The sequence below is a fragment of the Nocardia coffeae genome (assembly GCF_019890715.1).
GTDB classification, from domain to species: domain Bacteria; phylum Actinomycetota; class Actinomycetes; order Mycobacteriales; family Mycobacteriaceae; genus Nocardia; species Nocardia jiangxiensis.
The window spans coordinates 803963-825236 of sequence record NZ_JAINZY010000002.1; the positions used below are offsets into that span (position 1 = coordinate 803963).

Annotated in this window: 20 protein-coding genes and 1 pseudogene; 9 read left to right on the forward strand and 12 right to left on the reverse strand. The window is 68.8% G+C overall.

The window, feature by feature from the left end; all coding sequences use genetic code 11:
• Positions 1 to 28 precede the first annotated feature (28 nt).
• The 4 genes from K7711_RS12775 to K7711_RS12790 are packed head-to-tail and all read left to right on the forward strand — an operon-like array spanning position 29 to position 5250.
• A complete protein-coding gene (locus tag K7711_RS12775; protein ID WP_222968877.1) occupies positions 29 to 1597 on the forward strand; it encodes a PfaD family polyunsaturated fatty acid/polyketide biosynthesis protein in 1569 nt (522 codons plus the stop codon).
• A complete protein-coding gene (gene accD / locus K7711_RS12780) occupies positions 1594 to 3330 on the forward strand; it encodes an acetyl-CoA carboxylase, carboxyltransferase subunit beta (RefSeq protein WP_222968880.1) in 1737 nt (578 codons plus the stop codon). Before K7711_RS12775 ends, accD begins: the two co-directional genes overlap by 4 nt.
• A gap of 13 nt (positions 3331 to 3343) precedes the next feature.
• Positions 3344 to 3880, forward strand: a complete 537-nt coding sequence (locus K7711_RS12785) for an acetyl-CoA carboxylase biotin carboxyl carrier protein (protein WP_222968882.1) — start codon at positions 3344 to 3346, stop codon at positions 3878 to 3880.
• Positions 3877 to 5250 carry an acetyl-CoA carboxylase biotin carboxylase subunit gene (locus K7711_RS12790; RefSeq protein WP_222968884.1) on the forward strand — a complete coding sequence of 458 codons (1374 nt, stop codon included), beginning with the start codon at positions 3877 to 3879 and terminating at the stop codon, positions 5248 to 5250. The genes K7711_RS12785 and K7711_RS12790 overlap by 4 nt, the downstream gene beginning before the upstream one ends.
• Positions 5251 to 5331: 81 nt before the next feature.
• Here K7711_RS12790 and K7711_RS12795 read toward each other — a convergent pair whose 3' ends face one another.
• From K7711_RS12795 to K7711_RS12830, 8 genes are read right to left on the reverse strand one after another with little or no spacing between them, the layout of a single operon-like run.
• A complete protein-coding gene (locus K7711_RS12795; protein WP_040822400.1) occupies positions 5332 to 6147 on the reverse strand; it encodes a carbohydrate ABC transporter permease in 816 nt (271 codons plus the stop codon).
• On the reverse strand, positions 6137 to 7090 hold the full coding sequence (locus K7711_RS12800) for a carbohydrate ABC transporter permease (RefSeq protein WP_222968886.1): 954 nt from the start codon (positions 7088 to 7090) through the stop codon (positions 6137 to 6139). The genes K7711_RS12795 and K7711_RS12800 overlap by 11 nt, the downstream gene beginning before the upstream one ends.
• Positions 7090 to 7944 (reverse strand): metallophosphoesterase, encoded by an 855-nt coding sequence (locus K7711_RS12805; RefSeq protein ID WP_222968888.1) that lies wholly within the window; start codon positions 7942 to 7944, stop codon positions 7090 to 7092. The genes K7711_RS12800 and K7711_RS12805 overlap by 1 nt, the downstream gene beginning before the upstream one ends.
• Complete coding sequence (locus K7711_RS12810; RefSeq protein WP_222968890.1) at positions 7941 to 9317, reverse strand: ABC transporter substrate-binding protein; 1377 nt, start codon at positions 9315 to 9317, stop codon at positions 7941 to 7943. The genes K7711_RS12805 and K7711_RS12810 overlap by 4 nt, the downstream gene beginning before the upstream one ends.
• 31 nt (positions 9318 to 9348) lie before the next feature.
• A complete protein-coding gene (locus tag K7711_RS12815; RefSeq protein ID WP_222968892.1) occupies positions 9349 to 10515 on the reverse strand; it encodes an ABC transporter ATP-binding protein in 1167 nt (388 codons plus the stop codon).
• Positions 10516 to 11421 (reverse strand): alpha/beta hydrolase family protein, encoded by a 906-nt coding sequence (locus K7711_RS12820; RefSeq protein WP_222968894.1) that lies wholly within the window; start codon positions 11419 to 11421, stop codon positions 10516 to 10518.
• On the reverse strand, positions 11418 to 11942 hold the full coding sequence (locus tag K7711_RS12825; protein WP_040822384.1) for a YiiD C-terminal domain-containing protein: 525 nt from the start codon (positions 11940 to 11942) through the stop codon (positions 11418 to 11420). Before K7711_RS12825 ends, K7711_RS12820 begins: the two co-directional genes overlap by 4 nt.
• Before the next feature lie 15 nt (positions 11943 to 11957).
• Entirely contained in the window at positions 11958 to 13118 is a 1161-nt protein-coding gene (locus K7711_RS12830; RefSeq protein ID WP_222968896.1) for an acyl-CoA dehydrogenase family protein, read from the reverse strand.
• Between the two features lie 145 nt (positions 13119 to 13263).
• Here K7711_RS12830 and K7711_RS12835 point away from each other — a divergent pair, with 145 nt between their 5' ends.
• Positions 13264 to 14196, forward strand: a complete 933-nt coding sequence (locus K7711_RS12835; RefSeq protein ID WP_222968899.1) for a PDR/VanB family oxidoreductase — start codon at positions 13264 to 13266, stop codon at positions 14194 to 14196.
• 107 nt (positions 14197 to 14303) lie between these two features.
• Positions 14304 to 14999 carry a DUF8020 domain-containing protein gene (locus K7711_RS12840; protein ID WP_222968901.1) on the forward strand — a complete coding sequence of 232 codons (696 nt, stop codon included), beginning with the start codon at positions 14304 to 14306 and terminating at the stop codon, positions 14997 to 14999.
• 126 nt (positions 15000 to 15125) lie between these two features.
• Here the strand turns inward: K7711_RS12840 and K7711_RS12845 are convergent, their stop codons facing one another.
• Both K7711_RS12845 and K7711_RS12850 read right to left on the reverse strand, forming a co-directional pair.
• On the reverse strand, positions 15126 to 15782 hold the full coding sequence (locus K7711_RS12845; protein WP_222968903.1) for a hypothetical protein: 657 nt from the start codon (positions 15780 to 15782) through the stop codon (positions 15126 to 15128).
• Positions 15783 to 16011: 229 nt separating this feature from the next.
• Complete coding sequence (locus tag K7711_RS12850; RefSeq protein ID WP_222968905.1) at positions 16012 to 16626, reverse strand: TetR/AcrR family transcriptional regulator; 615 nt, start codon at positions 16624 to 16626, stop codon at positions 16012 to 16014.
• 136 nt (positions 16627 to 16762) lie between these two features.
• On the opposite strand from K7711_RS12850, the gene K7711_RS12855 reads away from it, so the two are divergent.
• On the forward strand, positions 16763 to 17896 hold the full coding sequence (locus tag K7711_RS12855) for a VOC family protein (protein WP_222968906.1): 1134 nt from the start codon (positions 16763 to 16765) through the stop codon (positions 17894 to 17896).
• Between the two features lie 119 nt (positions 17897 to 18015).
• Positions 18016 to 18504 (forward strand): annotated as a pseudogene (locus tag K7711_RS49280) (cupin domain-containing protein); the annotation flags it as partial.
• A 9-nt stretch (positions 18505 to 18513) separates the two neighbouring features.
• Here the strand turns inward: K7711_RS49280 and K7711_RS12865 are convergent.
• Positions 18514 to 19728 carry a cytochrome P450 family protein gene (locus K7711_RS12865; protein WP_308014671.1) on the reverse strand — a complete coding sequence of 405 codons (1215 nt, stop codon included), beginning with the start codon at positions 19726 to 19728 and terminating at the stop codon, positions 18514 to 18516.
• A 154-nt stretch (positions 19729 to 19882) separates the two neighbouring features.
• Between K7711_RS12865 and K7711_RS12870 the strand changes: the two genes are divergently transcribed.
• A complete protein-coding gene (locus tag K7711_RS12870; RefSeq protein ID WP_222968910.1) occupies positions 19883 to 20347 on the forward strand; it encodes a PaaI family thioesterase in 465 nt (154 codons plus the stop codon).
• Between the two features lie 49 nt (positions 20348 to 20396).
• Here K7711_RS12870 and K7711_RS12875 read toward each other — a convergent pair whose 3' ends face one another.
• A complete protein-coding gene (locus K7711_RS12875) occupies positions 20397 to 21266 on the reverse strand; it encodes an acyl-ACP desaturase (protein ID WP_222968912.1) in 870 nt (289 codons plus the stop codon).
• Positions 21267 to 21274 lie beyond the last annotated feature (8 nt).

Consider the following 21274-nt stretch of genomic DNA (forward strand, 5'->3'; position numbering starts at 1 on the left):
CCGGTGCCGGAGGCAGGACGGAACGCCCATGACGACCTTCGGGACCCACGCGCTCGCCGAGACCGAGGCGGACATCACGGCGATACTGCTGGACCTGGACATACCCTGCTGGGTGGTCCGGCACGAGGGCCGAATCGGGGTGACCGCGTCGCGAGCGCTGGCAGCTCGGTCGGAGATCCTCACCGGAGTCGGCGCGCTGCCACCGGAACGACTGGGCGACAGTGCGTTCCGGGCGGCGCACGGCGTGCGCGCCGCCTATGCCGCGGGCGCCATGGCCAACGGCATCGCCTCGCCCGCCCTGGTGGCGGCGATGTCGCGCGCGGGATATCTGGCCTCCTACGGGGCCGCCGGGGTGACACCGGCGGTGGTGGACGCGGCGCTGGGTGAACTCGCCCGGACCTTGTCCGCAGAGCCGTTCGCCTGCAACCTCATTCACAGCCCGTCCGAACCGGCGCTGGAGCGCGCCATCGTCGATGCCTGCCTGCGGCACGGTGTGCGATGCGTGGAAGCTTCGGCGTTCATGGATCTGACCACCGAGGTGGTGCGGTATCGCGCGGCCGGATTGGCGGTGGACCGGCAGGGTAATATCGAACGCCGACATCGCCTGATAGCCAAGGTATCCCGGGTGGAGGTCGCCGAACTGTTTCTGCGGCCCGCTCCGGCCCGGTTGCTCGGTGCGCTCACCGAGCGCGGGGAGATCACCGCGGAACAGGCCCGGCTGGCCGCGCAGATCCCGATGGCCGACGACATCACGGCCGAGGCCGATTCCGGCGGGCACACCGATCGGCGCCCGCTGACGGTACTGTTTCCCGAGATCGTCACCGCCCGTGACCGGATCGCCCGCGAACTGCCCGCGGCGGCCGCAGTGCGTGTCGGTGTGGCCGGTGGGATCGGCACCCCGGACGCGGTCGCGGCCGCTTTCGCACTGGGGGCTGCGTACGTGGTGACCGGATCGGTGAACCAGTCCTGCCGCGAGGCCGCGCAGTGCGATCACACGAAGAAGCTGTTGGCCACAGCGGAATTCGCGGACTGCACGATGGCCCCGTCCTCGGACATGTTCGAACTCGGGGTGCAGGTCCAGGTGCTGCGGCGCGGGACCATGTTCGCTGCGCGGGCCCAGCGGCTCTACGAGCTCTACCGCGCCTACGACGGTCTGGACGACATCCCGGCCGAGCAGCGTCTGGATCTGGAACGGACCGTGCTGCGGCGGCCGGTGGACGAGATCTGGCGCGACTGCGTCGAATTCTTCACCGAGCGTGATCCGGCACAGCTCGCCGGTGCCGCGCAGGACCCGAAACTCCGGATGGCCCTGGTGTTCCGGTGGTACCTCGGGCTGTCCTCGGGGTGGAGCATCCGCGGCGCGGCCGACCGCACTGCCGACTACCAGATCTGGTGCGGCCCAGCGATGGGCGCGTTCAACACCTGGGTCGCGGGCACGTATCTGGCGGCTCCGAGCCATCGGCACGTGGCGGATGTGGCCGACGAATTGATGTACGGCGCGGCCTATCTCACCCGGGTGGCCCAGCTGCGGGCGGCCGGAGCCCGGCTGCCCGCGGGCTGCGCGCGGTACGTGCCTCGACCTCTGGAGGAACGATGACCATACTCGAGACCAGGCCAGTCGCGGCGAGCGACTGGATGCGCTGCCCCGGTTGCGGCGACATGATCTACCGCAAGCGCTACGACCGTGGTGACCGGGTCTGTCCGGAGTGCGACAGCCATGGTCCGCTGACCGCCGACCAGCGCATCGCGATGCTGCTGGACGCCGGCTCGGCCCAGGCGGTCGTGGCCGCGCCGACGGTGCCGGATCCGTTGCGGTTCAGCGATACCCGCGACTATCCCGAGCGTCTGGCCGATGCCCGGCGGCGCACCGGGATGCCGGATGCGGCTCGCTGCGTGCGGGGACGAATGGGCGGGGTTCCGGTCGTACTGGCCGTACTGGATTTCCGGTTCTTCGGCGGCAGCTTGGGCGCGGCGGTGGGCGAGGCGGTGACCGCGGCCGCGGAGGCCGCGCTGGCCGATCGCGCGCCGCTGATCATCGTCAGCGCCTCGGGCGGCGCCCGGATGCAGGAGGGGATCCTGGCGCTGATGCAGATGGCCAAGACCAGCCAGGCGCTACAGCGGCTGGACGAGGCCGGAGTGCTGACCGTGTCGGTGGTCACCGACCCCACCTACGGCGGCGTGGCGGCCTCGTTCGCCACCTCCACCGACATCATCGTGGCCGAACCCGGTGCGCGCCTGGGCTTCGCGGGTCCGCGGGTGATCGCGCAGACCATCGGCGAGACCCTGCCCGACGGCTTCCAGACCGCCGAATTCCTGCTCGAGCACGGATTCATCGATTTCATCTGCCACCGCAACAGCCTGCGCGACCGGCTCACCCGGCTGGTCGCGATGACCGTGCCCGAACCCACGATGAGCGGGCACTCCGACGCGCCGGGACAACCCGCTCCGGTCACCGATCCGGATGCGGTGCCCGAGCGCGATCCGTGGGAATGTGTCCGCGCGGCAAGGGAATTGGGTCGTCCGAGCACCGTGGACTATTTGTCCGGCGCCTTCGACGAATTCATCGAACTGCACGGTGACCGGCTCGCCGCCGACTGTCCCGCGCTGATCGCGGGCCTGGCCCGGCTGGACGGCACACCGGTGGTGGTGGCGGGTACGCAGAAGGGGCACACAGCCGCCGAATTGTCCCGGCACAACTACGGTATGCCCACTCCGGCGGGGTATCGCAAGGCGGCCCGGGTGGCCCGGCTGGCGGGCAAGCTGGGACTGCCGGTGATCACACTGATCGACACCGCCGGTGCCTATCCGGGGGTCGCGGCGGAGGAGCGGGGCCAGGCGGTGGCGATCGCCGAGTCATTGAAACTGTTTGCCGGACTGCCTGTTCCGATCGTCGCGGTGATCACCGGCGAGGGTGGCAGCGGCGGTGCGCTGGCGCTCGGGGTGGCCGACCGGGTGCTGGTGTGCGAGAACTCCGTGTATTCGGTGATCAGTCCGGAGGGGTGCGCGTCGATCCTGTGGAAGGACGCCGCGGCCGCCCCGCGTGCGGCGCGCGCCCTGCAGGTGGACTCCGGATCGTTGCTGCGGCTGGGCGTCGCCGACGCGGTGGTACCCGAGCCGCCCGGTGGCGCGCACCGGGATCCGGTGGCGATGGTCGGCCGGGTGCGCGCCGCGATCGCCCGGACGCTGGCCGGATTGCGCGAGCTGTCGCCGGATGAGCTGTCCACCGCGCGCTACCGGCGTTTCCGTGCCTTCGGCCGGATCGCAGCCGAGCAGCCCGATGCCGTGAGCCCCGGCACCCCGACCGACGATCCCACATTCCCTGATGCGTGACCGAGGAGATGCGATGACCGAGACCGTGACCACCGAGACGATCGGCCGCGCCGTGGACGCGACCGCCGCCGACCGCACCCTCACCGTGCTGGCCCGGCACGCACTGGGGGTGCGCTCGGCCACTACGACCGCCACCTCCGTGACCGTCGCCAACGGCCCGGTGTCCCTGCGGATCTGCTGGGACGGCGGGGACGAACCGGCGATCGAACCGGATGCGCTGCTGCCCGCCGAGGTTGTGCCGCAGCTGCCTGCCGTCGCCGTGGCCGATGCGGAGCCGGTGGCGAGCCGGAACGGTAGTGCCGCGGACACATTCACCATCACCGCGGAGACCGTCGGCGTGTTCTACCGTGCCACCGAGCCCGGCGCGGATCCGTTCGTCACCGAGGGAGACCCGGTGCGGTCGGGCCAGCAGGTCGGCATCGTCGAGGCGATGAAGCTGATGATCCCGGTGACCACCGCCCGGGAGGGCCGGGTCGTGCGCTTCCTGATCGAGAACGGCGAGGCCGTCGAACACGGTCAGGCTCTGCTGGTGCTCGAGGTGGTGCGGTGACTACCCGTCCGATCGGCAAGGTGCTGATCGCCAATCGCGGCGAGATCGCCGTGCGGATCATCCGCACCTGCGCCGAACTCGGGATCGCAACCGTCGCAGCGTATTCCGCCGCCGACAAGGACAGCGCCGCGGTGCGGCTGGCCGACGAGCGGATCCAGATCGGCCCCGGCGCTGCCAAGCGCAGCTACCTCTACATTCCGGCGATCATCGAGGCGGCGCGCGCCACCGGCGCGGACGCCATCCATCCCGGTTACGGATTCCTCTCGGAGAACGCCGATTTCGCAGAGGTGTGCGAGAGCGAGGGCTTCGTGTTCGTGGGTGCGCCCGCGCCGGTGATGGCGGAACTGGGCGACAAATCCAGCGCGCGAGCGTTGATGACGGCGGCCGGGCTGCCGCTGCTGCCGGGCAGCCGCGATCCGATCGACGCGGTGGATGAGGCGCAGGCGCTGGCCGACGAGATCGGCTACCCGGTGATCATCAAGGCGGTCGCCGGGGGCGGCGGCCGCGGCATGCGGGTGGTGCGCGACGCCGCCGATTTCGCCGCGGCCTGGCAGGATACCCGAGCCAACGCCGCAGCCGTCTTCGGCGACGGCCGCCTCTACGTGGAGCGCTATCTGGACTCCGCACGGCATGTGGAGGCGCAGATCCTGGCCGATACCCACGGCACCGTGATGCATCTGGGCCTGCGGGACTGCTCGCTGCAACGTCGGCACCAGAAGCTCGTGGAGGAATCGCCCGCGCCGGGCCTGTCCGCCGAACTGGCCGAGCGGATCGGTGCGGCGGCGGTGCGAGGTGCCACGGCGGTCGGCTACGTCGGGGCGGGCACCTTCGAATTCCTGCTCGCCCCGGACGGCCAGTTCTACTTCATGGAGGTGAACTGCCGTCTGCAAGTGGAACATCCGGTCACCGAGATGGTCACCGGCCTGGATCTGGTAGCCGAGCAGCTGCGCATCGCGGCGGGGGAGCGACTGTCGGTGCCGCCGTCCGCCGCACACCCGAACGGAGTAGCGATCGAATGCCGGATCAACGCCGAGGATCCGGGCCGCGAATTCGCCCCGGCGCCGGGCACTCTCACCGAATGCGTACTGCCCGGCGGACCGTTCGTGCGGATCGACACGCACATCGAGACCGGGTATTCGATTCCGCCACACTATGATTCGCTGCTGGCCAAGGTCGTGGTGTGGGCACCGGACCGGGCCGCGGCCATCGCGCGGATGCGACGAGCACTGGCGGAGACCAGGATCGACGGCCGCGGCGTCGTCACCACCGCACAATTCCTGCACGACATCCTGGATCATCCGCGCTTCCGGGCCGGTGAGCACGACACCGCGCTCATCGGTTCGCTCACCACAGCGGTAGCCGCGCGCTGAATACGACGAACAGAACGGGGCCGGTCCGGGAACATGTTCCCGGACCGGCCCCGTTCACGTTGCCGCCGTGCGACATCCGCGCTATTTCAACCCGGACCGCACGAACGCGTTGACGATCTGCCGCTGCAGCACCAGGTACAGCAGCATCACCGGCAGGCAGGCCAGGCTGGCCACCGCCATCATCGGGCCCCACTGATCCTGCTCGGCGCTGCTGAGGAAGCTGCGGAGTCCAAGCTGCAGCACCCCGTTGGATTTGCGGAGCACCACCGCGGGCCAGAAGTACTCGTTCCACTCGTTGATGAACAGCAGAATCGCCAGTGCGGCCAGGGCGGGCCGCAGATTGGGCACCACCACCGTCCACAGGATCGACCAGGACGAGCGGCCGTCGATCTTGGCCGCCGCCACCAGCTCCTTCGGGAAGGCCGCCATGTGTTGACGCAGCAGCAGTACGGCCAGCGCCGAACACAGCGTCGGCAGGACCACGCCGATCAGCGTGTTCAGCAACCCGAGCTGATTGAGCAGGATGTAGTTGGGCAGCATGGTGACCTGGAACGGCACCAGCCAGGTGCCCACGAACGCCAGGTACAGCACCCGTTGCAGCGGAAAGGTGTACATGGTGAACGCATACGAGGCCAGCAGCGCCACCAGCAATTGCCCGGCGGCGGACAGGGCGGCGATGAAGAACGTGTTCCCGATCAGGCCCAGCACGTCGACCTGGCGCGCGGCATCGATGTAGTTGGCCGCCGAGAGCGGCCACGGCACCGGTGAGAGCGACCAGACGTCCTGCGGCCGCCGCAGGGCCGTCGCGAACAGCCAGTAGATCGGGAAGGCGCACAGCAGCGCCGTCACCGCCAGCAGCAGGTGGCTGCCGGCGGTGCGCAGCCGGTCAATCATCATGGAAGGACACCCTTTCCGAGATCCACACCAGCACTCCGGCGATCGCTCCGAAACCGAGGAACAGCAGCACGCCCGCGGCCGCGCTGAGTCCGGCGTCGAAACTGTGGAAGGCGTAGTCCCACAACAGGTAATAGATGTTCGTGGTGGACTGGGTCGGCCCACCCTGGGTCAGGGTGTCGATCAAGGGGAAGGTCAGCACCGGACTGAGCAGCACCGTGGTCAGCACCAGGAACAGCACCGTCGGCGACAGCAGCGGCAGTGTGATCCAACGCAGGATCTGGCCGGCGCGGGCCCCGTCCACCCGGGCCGCCTCGTCGTAATCGCCACTGATACCGGCGAATCCGGCCCACACCACCAGCACCGCGAAACCCAGCAGCTGCCAGCCGGTGATCACGATGATCACCCACGGCGCGGTGGACGGCTCGTACACCCAGTTGCGGTCCGAGCCTAGCACCCGATCCACCGCACCACTGCGCGGGTTCAGCAGCCATCGCCACACCGCAGCGGCGGCGACCGGCGCCACCAGGAACGGCGCGAAGACGAATGCCTGGTAGACGGTGCGCGCCCGATCGGACACGCGCCGCGCGGCCAGCGCGAGAAGCACCGGCAGCACGACGGTGAACGGCAGCAGTCCGGCGATGAGCACCGCGGTGCGGCCGATCGAGTCGGTGAACGCCGGAAGTCCCAGCAGCCGATGGTAATTCGCCATGCCCACCGGTGTGCTCGGTGAGGTGGGCAGCAGATTCCAGGAGTAGGTGGACAGTTGCACCGCCTGTAGTAGCGGCCGATAGGTCCACACCACCAGCAGCACCAGCGCCGGTGCGAGATACAGATACGGGACGGCGCGCCGCCCCGCCCGGCGAAGGGCGGAACGACGCGCCGGAACCGATTCGGCCGCAACGGAACTGTGCTGCTGCTCGGCTGGGGTGTCGATGACGAACATCAGTGCGACTCGGCGGCGAACGCCGCGAGTTCGTCGAGCACGTCGGACTGCGCCCGGTCGTAGACCGCCGGAGCCGGGGTGGCCTCCACCGCGGTGACCACGAACGCGGTACCCACGACATCGATACGGCTGTAACCGAATCCGGCGATTCCCCGGTGCCGCCCCGCGGGCGCCATCGGATCGAGGCGGTAGGCCACCGCCGGTCCCAGCCACACCGGGATCCCGGCCAGCGCCGAGGCCGCGGTGAAATGGTTGTGCCCGCAGACGATCATCCCCACATCGGTGCCCGCGACGACCGCCGCCAACTGCTCGGCCTCCTGGAGTTTGAGCACCTCCGCCGCTGGATTCGCCGACGGAATCGGCGGATGGTGCAGCACCAGCAACGTCCCGCGCGGGGCGGGGGTGCGCAATTCCTCGGTGAGCCAAGCCAATTGGTTCGCTTCGAGGCGGCCGTTGTGGTGGCCCGGTGTGGAACTGTCCAGCGCGATGATCCGCAGTCCGTCGACCATGACGACCGAGTCGTGCGGCTGTTCGGGATCGATGCTGTCCGCGTCCAGCCCCAGCAGTTCGACCCCGAATGCGGTGCGCTCGTCGTGATTGCCCATGGCATAGACGACCGTCGCGCCGAGTTCGGCGGCGACCGGTTCCACGGCTGCGGCCAATCGTCGGTACGCCTCGGGCGAACCGTTGTCGGTGAGGTCCCCGGACAACACCAGCGCGTCGATCCGGGACCCGTTGCGCAACCGGTCCAGCACGACGGTCAGATTGGCCATCGTGTCCACGCAGCCGTGCAACAGTTCCCCGGCCGCGCGGATGTGGGTGTCGGTGATCTGGATGATGGTGAGATCGTTCATGACGCAGGCAGCAGTTTGGCGCCCGCGTCGCGGGCGGCGGTGAGAGTGGACTGAGCATCCTTGCCCTGGAACACCACCGATTCGACGGCGTCCATCATGGCGTCGCGGACCTGCAGATAGTTGGTGCCGGGCATCGATACCCACGGCTCCATCCGGTCCAGCTGGGCGACGTTGGGGGTGACCAGGGGGTTCTGCTGCGCCCAGGTCTGCAGACCGCTGGGGTCCTCGAGCAGGCCGGTGCGCAGCGGCAGGTAGCCGATGCCCTTGGCGATCATGGTGAACGCCTGCGGGCTGGTGAGGAACTTGATCAGTTCCCATCCGGCGCGCTGCTTGGCCGGATCGTTGGACAGGATGTGCAGTCCCGCACCGGAATTGGTGGGCACGGTGGGCTTGCCGTCGAAGCTGGGCATCTGCGTGTCGCGCAGGTCCCACTTGTCCTTGGCGCCCTTCTGGAACACACCCTGCACCGCGCTGGTCTCCAGGATCATTCCGATGTCACCGCGGGCGAAGCTCTCGTAGCCCTGCTTCTGATCGAGTTTGGGCATCTCGCCGCTGCTGACCAGTTGCTGCCCGAACTGGGTCACCTGGACGGTGGGGGCGTCGGCGTAGGTCAGCGCCTTACGGTTCTCGGAGATCACCCGGCCGCCGTTGGAACGCACCATGGACTGGAAGCACCAATCCTTCGCGGTCTTGGTCAGGCAGTCGATGTAGACACCGCCCTTGCCGGTCTTGTCCACGATCGCGCGCGAGGCGTCGGCGACCTGCTGCCAGGTGGCCGGCGGCTTGGCCGGATCCAGCCCGGCCTGCTGGAACAGCGAGGCGTTGTAGTACAGCACCGGGGTGGAGAACACGAACGGCACACCGTAGGTGTGGCCGCCCCAGTCGTCCAGGGTGCGGGCGCGCGGGGCGTACGCGTGCTGCGGCCCGTCGAATTCGGCCTGCACCTCCTGCTTGCCGACCAACTCGTCCAGCGGCTTGGCGCCCAGCTGATGGATGGTGAAATCCAGGTCGCTGAAACCCAATTGGGCGACGTCCGGCGGTGTGCCGGCGGCCATCTGGTTCTGGATGCTGGAGATGGTGTCGGTGGCCGGGTTGGGGCTGTTGCCCTGCGGCTTCTGCGCGGTGACCTTGATATTCGGGTGCTGCTTGGAGAATTCGGCGATCAGTGCGTTGAAGGTGTCGGTCCACGGCCCGGCGAGGCCGTAGTTGTACGACTCGAAAACGATCGACACCTGCTGATCCGGCTTCAACTGCGGGATCTGCGCGACGCTCGTCGCGGCGGTGGTGCCATCGGTGCCGCCGATGCCACCACAGGCGCTCAGCGCCAGGGTGCAGGCGAGTACCAGGCCCAGCAGGGGCATGGTGCGTTTCACGGTTTTTCTCCTCATCGAGTGGTGGCGAAGTTCAGGGGACCGGCACGACGGGACGATCGTCGTGCGCGGCGGGGATGCTCGGCTGCGGCTCTCCTCGGCGCAGACGCAGACCGGACTCGGGATCGAACAGGTGTATCCGCTCCGGCGCGACCCGGGCGCCGATGCGCTCGCCGACCGAGACGCCCGCGGGGCGCGGGACCCGGGCGCACAGCGACAGCTCACCGATCGAGATGTGCACCAGCTCTTCGCTGCCCAGATTCTCGACCATGGTCACGGTTCCCGAAATATCGGTGCTGCCGCGCTCCAGACGCAGATGTTCCGGTCGGATACCCGCGACGACCTTCTGTTCGGTGACGTCGCCGACGGCATCGGCGCCGCCGTCCGGCGAGTCGGCGGCGGGGGTGTCGAGGGCGATATCGATTCCGTCGCTCGTCACTCGCAGGCGCCCGCCGTGGTCGCGCACCACGGCGGGGAACAGATTCATCGGCGGCGAGCCCAGGAAACCGGCCACGAAGACCGAGCGGGGTCGGTCGTAGAGCTCCTCGGGAGTGCCCACCTGCGCCACCCGCCCCGCATCGAGCAGCGCGATCCGGGTGGCCATCGTCATCGCCTCGACCTGATCGTGGGTGACGTACAGGAAGGTCGCGCCGAGGCGCCGATGCAGTGCGATCAGTTCGGCGCGGGTGGCGCTGCGTAGTTTGGCGTCCAGATTGGACAGCGGCTCGTCCATCAGGAATGCGCCGGGATCGCGAACCATGGCCCGCGCCAACGCGACTCGCTGACGCTGACCGCCGGACAGCGCGGCCGGGCGGCGACCCAGCAACTCGTCCAGCTGCAACGTCGCGGCCACCTCGGCGACCTGCTCGCGAATGTGCGCACGTCGCCTACGGCGGGCCCGCAGCGGGAAGGCGATGTTCTGCGCCACGGTCAGATGCGGGTACAGCGCGTAGCTCTGGAACACCATCGCCAGATCCCGGCGTTGGGCCGGAGCGTCGGTGATGTCGTTGCCGTCCAACAGGATTCGACCCGAGCTCGGCTCCTCCAGCCCCGCGATCATGCGCAGCAGCGTCGACTTGCCGCAACCGCTGGGCCCCAGCAGCACCAGGAACTCGCCGTCGGCGATGTCGAGGCTCACCTCGTCCACGGCGTGCGTCGCGCCGAACCGTTTGGAGACCGCCTCGAGGCGCAGTCCGGCCACCTACCGCTCCTCGGGCTCGGGCACGGTCCCCGACGAGATCCACTGCGCCACACCGGCCGCGACCGCGGGGGAGTCCTTGACCCAGGCGAAGTGGTCGCGGTGCACGACCGCGGAGCGCTCGTCCAGATGCCAGCGCGTGATCCGGGCCGAAGGCATCCGCGAAACCAGGAAGTCCACATTGGATTTCGGGCCCAGCGGATCCTCCGACAGCGAGATCGCCAGCACCGGCAACGTCATCGCGGCCAGCAGGGTGTTGTAGCGGCGTCGGGTGCCGCGCGGGCGGTAGTAACTGGTCAGCGAGTGCAGCGACCAGTCCCGCATGACTCCGCCGGGCATCGGGGCCGGGATCAGCACGCCGCCTGGCCAGTGCCCCTTGGTCCGCGCCACGAGCCCGATCCACTGGATCTGGCTCAGCGCCTCGAACCAGCGGCGGATCCCGAACGCCCACCAGAACACGGTGCCGGTGCCGATGACACCCACTCCGGCAACCCGTTCCGGCTCCGCGGCGGCGAACAGCAGCGCCACCTGACCGCCCAGACTGTGCCCGAACAGCCGCAGCGGCGCGCCCGGAAACCGCTGCTCGACCGCGGACACGATGGCGGGCATGTCGATCTCGAGCATCTCCCGATACCCGAAGTCGGTGTGCTCGCCCAGCGCCGGGCGGGCCTCGCCTTGGGCCCGCAGATCGCAGGTCGCGACCGAAAGGCCCTCTGCGCGCAGTGCTTTCGCGAGGAAGAAGTACGCCTTGGCCTTCATCGCCATCGCGGGCAGCAGCAGGACCACGGGTGCGTCGGCGCGTTCGGCGGGCAGCCAGCGCAGCGTGAAACTCACCCCGTCCGCGGTGGTCACAGTGGTGGAGTCCAACGTGCCGAATTCGGACCGGGATTCGGGGGTGGCGGTGGTCATGACCGGTCCTCGCCCAGGGTGACGTCGCAGACGTAGTCGAAGGTGAATTTGGCGACCACCACGTCGTTGTCGTCGCGCAGCAGCGCCTTGCCGCCGAGTTCGAAACGCTCGGACCGCTCGGCGCCCAGGATGTCGGCCAGCTCGCGCTGATCCACCGTGGCGATCGCGCGGATCCGGCCCACGGCGGGCTTGCGATACGAGGCGGTGCCACCGCGCAGCACCAGCCGCTCGACGGTGTACAGCCGGGCCGCGGCCGCACCGACGAAGGCCGCCGCGCCCGCGATGTCGGCAGCGGTGAACAGCGCGCCGGCGTGCACGGTGCCCATGTGGTTGCGCGCGTGGTCCACGGCGGGGATCTCCACCACCGCCTGCTCCGGGCCGACCTCGGTGATCAGGGTGCCCACGTGCCGTCCGAACGGCACCATGTCCTGCGATACCGCGCGCAGGTATTCGTAATCGACCGCGGCCGGGTCGAGATCGGGATAGGCGGCGGCGAAGGCGCCGGTCACATGCGTGGTCATGATGTCCTCCTCGGGTCAGCGCGGTCCGCGCAGGGCGCGGCGGGCGATCGACCACCGCAGCACCTCCGACGGGCCTTCGTAGATGCGGAATGCCCTGGCCTCCACCAGGAATCGGGCCACCAGGTGGTCCTCACAGACGCCGAGCCCGCCGTGCAGCTGCACGGCGCGGTCCAGGACCCGCCAGACCGCCTCGGAGACGAAGGTCTTGGCGATCGAGGTCTCGTGCCGGGCCTGGGCGGAGACCGCGCCCTCGGCGTCGATGGTGGCGGCCGCGGTCGCGATCACCCCGCGTGCGGCGGCGATATCGATCTCGCTGTCCGCGATCAGGCCCTGCGCCAGACCGTGTTCGGCGATCGGCGTGCCGAAGGCGGTGCGGCGCACCACATGATCCAGGGTCAGCTGCTGGGCTCGTACCGCCAGACCGAGCCAGTTCATGCAGAACGTCAGCCGGGACGGCGCCAAGCGCACCGCGGCCAGTTCCAGTCCGTGGCCGACCGTGCCCAGCACCGCGGAGTCGGGCACCTCGCAGTCGACGAAGTTCACCTCGCAGTGCCCGCCGGGTGCGCTGGTGTGGTCCAGGGTCGGCATCCGGCGGCCCACCCGCAGGCCGGGATTGTCCTGGTCGACCAGGAACATGGTCGGCCCGTCGGGAGTCCGGGCCACGCAGATCACGAAGGCCGCGCCCGCGGCGCCGGTGGTGAAATGCTTGGCGCCGTTGATGACCCAGCCGTTGTCGGTCTCCTCCGCCAGCGTGCACAGCATCCGCGGATCCGATCCCGCGCCGGGGGCCGGTTCGGTCATGGCGATCGCCGAGCGAACCTCACCCGAGGCCAGTGGTGCGAGATAGCGTTCCTGCTGCTCGGGATCGGCGACGTGGGCCAGCAGATGGATATTGCCGTCGTCCGGCGCCCAGGCGTTCACCGCGAGCGGGCCGATCAGGCTGGCGCCCGCGGCCTCCAGCACCTGAGCCTGGGCCCGGGTGTCCAGTCCCAGCCCGCCGTACCGGGGGTCCGACAGCGGCCCGAAGACACCCGCGTCCTTCGCCTTCTTCTGCAGGTCCAGCCGCAGCGCGTCGTCCATGACGCGGCCGTCGACCACCACCTCGCGCTCGATCGGTATGACATGCTCTCGAACGAATTCCCTGGTCTTGTCGACCAATTCCGCCACAGGGGTCATGCGCTCAGTGTCGGTCCGGTTCGTCCCGATACTGCGGGCGATAGTCAACGCCGATCGGTCTAGAAGAGTCCCCGCAACCATCGTGCATCGGCTGGGTGTCTCGGCCACGGTGGTGGCGACGAACGACAGGGCCGAGGTGATCAGGATGACGGAGTTCGGGGTGCGGGTCCAGACCCGCCGGGACGAGGCCGAGGGCGTGTTCGGCCTCGAACTCGCCGCCGCCGACGGCACGCCGCTACCGGCCTGGTCGCCGGGTGCGCACATCGATATCGGTGTGGGGCCGTACGGCGTGCGGCAGTATTCGCTGTGCGGGGATCCCGCCGACGCGCGGCGCTGGCGTGTCGCGATCCTTCGTGAACCGGCTGGGCGCGGCGGTTCGGAGCATCTGTTCCGTACCGCACAGCCCGGTTCGGAACTGCGGGTTTCACTGCCACGCAACAACTTCGAACTCGTGGACCGGCCGTCGTACGTCTTCGTCGCGGGCGGCATCGGCATCACCCCGCTGCTGCCGATGGCTGCCGCCGCGGCGGCAGCGGGCGCGCAGTGGACGCTGTACTACGGCGCGCGCAGCCGGGCGCACCTGGCCTTCACCGCGGAATTGGCCCGCCACGGCGGACGAGTGGTGCTGGTACCGCAGGACCAGGACGGGCTGCTGCCGATCGAGCGAATCATCGGCGACGCCGGTGCCGCCGCGGTGTACTGCTGCGGTCCCGAGCCATTGCTGACGGCGGTCGAGAACGCGGGCCGCGCCGCCGGCGTGCCGGTACACCTGGAGCGGTTCGCGCCGAAAGTAGTGGCGCACGACGAGAACCAGCCGTTCGAGGTGCAACTCGCGCAGAGCGGCAACAGCTTTCGAGTCGGTGCGGAGCAGTCGATCGCCGACGTGCTCGAGGCCGCCGGGGTCCCCATCGTCACCTCGTGTCGCGAAGGCACCTGCGGCAGTTGCGAAACCCCGGTGCTGTCCGGCGACCTCGAGCATCGCGACAGTGTGCTCACCGAGGCCGAGCGCGAGCGCGGCGACACCATGATGCTGTGCGTCTCCCGGGCCTGTTCGGAGGTTCTCGTCCTCGATCTCTAGACAGCGCTGGATCTTCGAGAACGAATCGACTGTTCGCCGACACCACAGACGTGCGCGCAACCGCGCGCCGGTTCATTCGAACACAGAACGAGAAGAAGGCAGCAAGGATGAGGAAATTCGCTGCGGCGTCGACCCTGCTGGTCACGACGCTGGCCGTCACGGCCGGTGTGGCCGGTGCGGCACCCGCGGACAGCGGTGTGGTGAATTACAAGGCCACCACCACCAAGCAGGCAACCATCATCTCCACCGACGCGGGCTCGATGACCGCCGACAACGGGGTGTTCAAGATCAAGGCGGCCAACGGCACGGTGCTCGCGGGCACCGAACTGTCGTTCCGGGTGGACGATTTCGTCTTCCCGATCGCGGCCGACATCCACGACCACACCGCGACGCTGACCCCGCAGTTCGACATGGCGCACGCGACCTACAAGCCCGTCGCGCTGCCCTACGAGAACACCGCGCCGTGGAAGACCCCCTACGACCGTGAGCAGGCGGCCTGGAACCGCATGGTCACCACCATCTCCACCGGTGCCGCGGTCGGCACCATGGTCGGCGGCCTCACCGGTGGTGCGGCGGGTTGCCTGCTCGGCGGCATCGCGGGCGCGACCGTGGCCGCGGCTGCCATCGTCGGTCTGTTCGGCGCCTTCCTGCCGGCCGCCGCCGTCGGTTGCCTCGGCGGCATCATCGCCGTCGGTGCGCTCGGCACCCTGGTCGGTCAGCTGCTGATCACCGCTCCGGTCGCGATCGCGGCCGCGGCGCAGTACTTCACCACCATCAACCAGCCGTTCACGCCCGCGAAGTAACCAGACGCCCCGGTGACAGTGCCGGGGGGACACCAGGCCCCGCCCGGAATTCCGGGCGGGGCTCTCGGTCTGTGCGGGAAACCTCCGCGCCGCAGGTGGCGGGTGCGGTGAAGGCGATCGCGGACTCTAGTGCGGGAAGCTGAATACCCGTGCGCTACTGGTGGTCTCGCCCATGGCTTCGGCCAGGAGATCCGTATCCCCGTCGTAGAGATAGGACAGGCCCAGGCTGTCGATCACCTTGGCGATCCGCGCGGAGGTCCATCGCGGGCTCAGCTCGGCGAACCGCTGGAAGTAGTGCTGGAACAGGTCGAAATCCTCGACCAGGATATCGGTCTTCGGTGGCAGGTCGGGTGCGTCGATGGCGGTGACGATCTGACCGCGCACGACGGTGATCAGCAGCAGCTCGTAGAGCACACACCGTGTGCCCGTTGCGCGTTCGAGCCAGGTCTTCGTGGCCGCGGAGTTGACCCGCGTGCGTGTCACCGGGTCGCTGAGCAGGGTGTTGCCGGAGATATCGGCCCTGCGCCCGTTACTCATTCGCAATGGCCCCGTCGGTGGGACGACCAGCGTGCCGTTCTGGCGCGAGCGAAACCCCGTCGCCGTCACGGCCACACAGCGTTGCGCGCTCCAGATCAGGGCATCGAGCCGCCGGGTGCGGTTGCGATCGGGAATATGCACGTCCAGCAACGCGATTCCGGGTTGGTCGGGATTCCAGGCGATCCACTGCGCGATCCGCCGCTGGGCGCGCGACAGGCCGGATATGTTGTCCACCAACAGCAACACGGCGACTCTCCCGAACTCGCATAGCAAACTCCGGGCCCCGCCGCGGCCCATCCTGTGATATCCCTCCGGGCAAGAATACCGTGCGATGCCCGTTTTGCGCGATTCGGTAGTAGCTTTGTGTCTCAACGGGTTTCAAACGAGCCCCCGCGAACCGCAGCCCCAGGGGCGGCGAAGTGGTGTCCGGACCCCATCGACGTCGGGCGGATCGACGGCGGTTGTCCGGGGCGCATCATCCGCCGGTTGCCGCGAATCCAGGCAGCGGCGCGGTGGCGATCCGCTGCGCTTCGTCCGGTGCGATACCCAGCGCTCGCAGAATCAGCTCGGCGATGATCGATCCGGCGTCGCGCCAGGTCTGACGCCCTTCGAGCACCAAACCCATCGCGCTGACCGTGCTGCCGACGACCAGTGACGCGATGCTCAATGTCATCGTGGCGGGCACGGTGTAGCGGCCCGTCGCGATTCCGGTCTCGATGTCGTGCATCGGTGGTCCGGCCAGGACGGTGTGCAGTGATTCCTCGGTGAGGCCGAATCGGACCACGAACCTCCCGAGCGGGGGATTGTCGTGGGGGAGGCGGGTGAACAGTCGTATTCCGGTGGCCAGCCGCAACGCGGGGTCGTCCGCGCCGGTGTCGTCGAGCGTGGCGGCGATGCCTGCGTGGATCTCGGTTGTGATGTTGTCGATGAGGCCGGAATACAGCTTGTCGACCGATTCGATGTTCCGATAGAGGGTTCCGCGGGCGACCTGGGCCTCCTCGGCCAGCTCGCTCATCGTCACGTCGGGACCGCCGCGGCTGGTGAACAGCCGCATTGCCGCCGCGTTGATCCTGGCCTCCGTCGGTGTCACCCGAATCTCCTCGCCGGTCTGGGGTGGACGTTCCTGTTTCTTTCGCAGCGCGATGATACCGCTGTGAACACTGTTGACTCAGATTGAACACTACTGTTCAATCTGTGTAGAGCGAGGCGGCGGAAGGGAACGATCGATGAACGGCCATGACGACGTGCACTCGGACTTGCACAGCGAGGCGGGGGCGCTGCCGGGTGAACATCCCGGCCGGGCGCCCAACCCGGTGGTGAAGGTGCTCGACCTGGCGTGGCTGGAGTTCGAGAAGCCCGATCTCGACGAGGCCGAAATATTCGCGCACGCATTCGGTTTCACGACCGCGTTGCGCACCGAGGCCGAATTGCAGTTGCGGGGGACCGATCCGGGTTCGCCGTGCGTGCTGATCCGCCGGGGTGCCCGATCGCGGTTCGTCGGTCCGGCATTTCGCGCTGCGGACCGGGCGGATCTGCTGCGACTGGCCGAGGCGGGCGGAAACTCGCCGACGCCGCTGCCGGAGACTCTCGGCGGGTGCGCGGTCGACCTGCGTGATCCCAGCGGCCTGCGTGTGCGGGTCGTCACCGGCGCCGGTGTCCTTGCGCAATTGCCCGCGCAACAACCACTTACGATCAACACCTGCCGCGATGTCCTGCGGGTCGGTGCGACGCAGCGGCCCCCGCGAGCCCCGGCGAAGGTGCAGCGGCTCGGACATGTCGTGGTGCAGACCACCCGCTACCGGCAGACCTTGGATTGGTATCTCGAGCGCCTGGGCCTGATCGTCAGCGACTTCCTGTACCACGGCGGCCAGCGCGAGCGCGGCCCGGTGATGAGTTTCATCCGCTGCGACCGCGGCGGCACCCCCACCGACCACCACACCCTGGCCTTGATGCTCGGACCGGCGAACAAGTACGTGCATTCCGCATACCAGGTCAGCGATCTGGACGCGCTCGCGGCAGGCGGAGAATATCTGCGGGAGAACGGGTTTCGACGATCCTGGGGAATCGGCCGCCACATCCAGGGCAGCCAGATCTTCGACTACTGGCGCGACCCCGACGGCTTCATGGTCGAACACTTCACCGACGGCGACCTTTTCGACAACAGCCTCGAACCCGGCTGGGCCCCCATGACGGCCTCCGGCCTCACCCAGTGGGGCCCACCGGTAACCAGGGACTTCCTCGGCCTCGCCCCCGCCGGCGCGGCGCTACGCGAACTACGCGCCTTCGCCGACGCCCTCCGCGAAGACAACGAATTCGACCTCCGCCGCCTCCGCGGCCACCTGAAGGTGGCGAACTCATGAGCTCGTGGCCCTGAGCGCAGCCGCCACGACCGGTCTGCGGCAACCATGACGATCGGTCGGTCGCCCACCGTAGCGTCATCCGGAACCCGGGCTCGCACACCCGGCCCAGCATCTCCGCCATCCCCCGGTATGTCCGGCTCGACGCCGGCGCGCCATGGGGACTTTCCTTCTCCCCTCTGCGGTTGGCCAGGCTGGTGCACGTCTCCAGCGGCTCGTGCTGGCTCACCGCGGACGCGCTCGCCGAGCCGCAGCGCTTGGAGACGAACGACTGCTTCCTGGTGCGAGCGGGCGTGAGGTTCACCCTCCAGGACGACCTGGGCAGCGAGCTCTCCGACTGCGGTGACGTGGTCTCGCGAACCTCCGACGGCGCCCTGCGGGACGGGGGCGAAGGCGAGACCACCCGGATCGACTCCGTCCGCTTCGCCGTCGACGCCGTGGCGGCAGAACCGCTGTCCGCGCTGTTGCCGCCACTGTTCCGGCTGGATCTGGACCGCACGTCGAGCCGGCTCCTGCGCGCCACACTCGCTCTCATCGTGGAGGAGAGCATGGCCGGCGGGCTCGGTTGCGGCTTCATTATGAGTCGCCTGTCCGACGTGCTGTTCGTCCAGGCGCTGCGGTCAGCAGGGAATATTGCTGTCGCGCAACAGGACCGGCAGCTCCACCAACCCTCGGATCAGCGTGCTCTCGTACCAGCGCAGGGGAGCGGCGTCGGGATCCGGGCGCAGTCCCGGGAAGTGCCGCAGCAGTGCGGTGAAGGCGATCGTGGCCTCCATCCGGGCCAGCGGCGCCCCGAGGCAGAAGTGGATGCCGTGGCCGAAGGCGAGGTGGCCGGTACGGTCGGCGGCGGGGTCCAGGATATCCGGATGGGAGAATCGGGACGGGTCGTGATTCGCGGCCGCCAGCGCGATGTAGACGACCTCCCCGGCCGGAATCTCCGTGTCGCCGAGCGTGATCGGTTCGGCTGTGTAGCGGGCCATCGACAGATCGACCGGACCGTCGAACCGCAGGAATTCCTCCACGGCGGCAGGGATCCGGCTGGGATCGGCGCACAGCTCTGCCATGCGCTCGGGGGTGCGCAGCAGCGCCGAGGCGCCGTTGCCGATCAGATTGACGGTGGTCTCGTACCCGGCTACCAGCAGCAGAAAGGACATCGACACCAGTTCGGCCGGGGTGAGACGATCGCCGTCGTCGGTGGTGTGCGCGAGCGCGGACAGCAGATCCTCGCCGGGCCGGGCGATCTTGTCCCGCACCAGATCTCCCAGAAAACCCGCCATCGCCACGGTGGATTCGCGGCGTTGTTCCTCCCGGCCGACCACCCCGACCAGATCGGTGGTCCAGCGCCGGAAGGAGTCCCGGTCCGTGACGGCCACACCCAGCATCTCGCAGATCACCGTAATAGGCAGCGGCACAGCGAATTCCGCCAGCAGATCGGCCTGCTCCCGTCCTCGCAGGGCATGGAGGAGGTCGTCGGCGATCTGCTCGATCCGCGGCCGCAGTCGTGCGATCCGTCGGGCGGTGAACGCCTTGGTGACCAGTTTGCGCAGGCGGGTGTGCACCGGCGGATCGCTGTTGAGCATGTGTGACATCAGCGCCAGCGTGCGGGGGTCGGCCGCGGCGTCGGCACGCTGTGCGCTGATCACCGCGTTCAGGTTCGTGATGTCCTTGCGCAGACGCGAATCAGCGAGCGCCGCACGAGCTTCCGGATAGCCGATCACCAGCCAGCGCTCGGTCTCGTCCGGGAATCGCACCCGGTGTACCGGTCCTCGGGCGCGCCAGCGCCGATAGTAGGACTGCGGATCGGCGAAGAAATCGGCGCCCAGCGTCTCGACCACGGCCGCGACGGTACCGGCCGGGCCGGGCGCGCGAGGCCGCCGCAACGTGTTCCGATCACTCGATCGGAGCTGAAAATCGCTGCCGTGGCGGCCATCCGCAGTTCACCGAACGCTGTTCGAATGGCTGCGTATCGTTCTGCAGGGAGGAAAAGCTATGACCAGCACCGATATTCAGGCCGCGGACGTCGTCGCGGCCCGGGTCGGCGAACTCACCGAGATCTTCGAGCGCGGGCTCCAGGAGAAGCTGGGGGTCGGCGCCTCGCTGGGCATCCGGCTCGAGGCCGCCGGGGCCGGATTCACCCGGTATTACCTGGACCCGAACCCGGCGACGATCAACGCGATGTTCACCGTGCACGGCGGGGTCCTGGCGACGCTGATGGACACCGCGATGGGCAGCGCGGTCTTCACCACCCTGGCCGACGGCGTGGCGTACACGACCTTGGAGCTGAAGGTGAATTTCATCCGCTCGGTCGCCCTGGACGGCAGCCGCCTGACCTGTGAGGCCACTGCCGTGCACGTCGGCCGCCGGACCGCGACCGCGGAGGGCCGGATCACCGATGCCAAGGGCAAATTGATCGCGCACGGCTCCACCACCATTCTGGTGCTGCAGCCGCAGTAGTCCCGCCCGGATCGGCCCGGTCGCGCCGCGGCGACCGGGCCGATCGGGATCAGGCCAGCGAACGACAGCGATCCAGGAAGCGGACCAGTTCGTCCAGCGGTTCGGTGCGGGTGTCGACCGCCCGGTCGATGATCTTCACCAGATGCTCGTAGGCGGCGGTGTGGTCGTAGTCCGCGACGTCGGCGATCCGCAGCGCCCACCGCCAGTAGCCACGCATGGTGTCGGCCAACGGCATCCGGAATCCGGCGACCACCTCGCGGATCGGCTCCACCACCGCGTCGCCCTGCGTGCGCAGATAGCGGCCCACCACGTCGGCCATGAAACTGAAGTGCCGCGCCTCGTCCCGCGCCAGCCGGGTCAGCACCGCACCCAGCACCGGATCGCCCGAAACCTCGCGCAGCTGCTGGTAGTACATCTGCGTCGCCTTCTCCTGCACCAGCGCGTAGGCGAAGAACTGCACCGGATGCCGATACGGCAGGTCGAACGGCTTGCGGCCCTCGACCGCGAGTTCGCTTCGGAGCGTGGATCGTTCGGCCATTCCGGCGGCCTGCTGATAGCGCGCCAGCGCCCGGGCGTGGGTGTCCTCCTCGACCGCCCAGCGCACCGTGAAGTGGTAGAGCTCGCGATTGTGCACGAAGGTGTCCGCATCGACGCTGTCGTCCACCGGGAAATACCGTTGATACACATCGAAATACCCGGGCAGGTGGTCCTCGATGTAGGTGACGAACTGCACCGCCGAACGCTGCCCCTCGGTGAGCCGGCCGGCATCGGCGCGGGCCCAGTCGAACGCGGTTTCCACGTCCCAGGCGCGGGCGGCCGGTGAGGCGGTCAGGAAGCCGTCCACCGCCGTGGCCAGTTCGTCGGCGGGCAGCAGGATCGCCGCTGTGGGTATCGCTTGGGCCGGAAGGTCTCGGGTCATCGGAAATC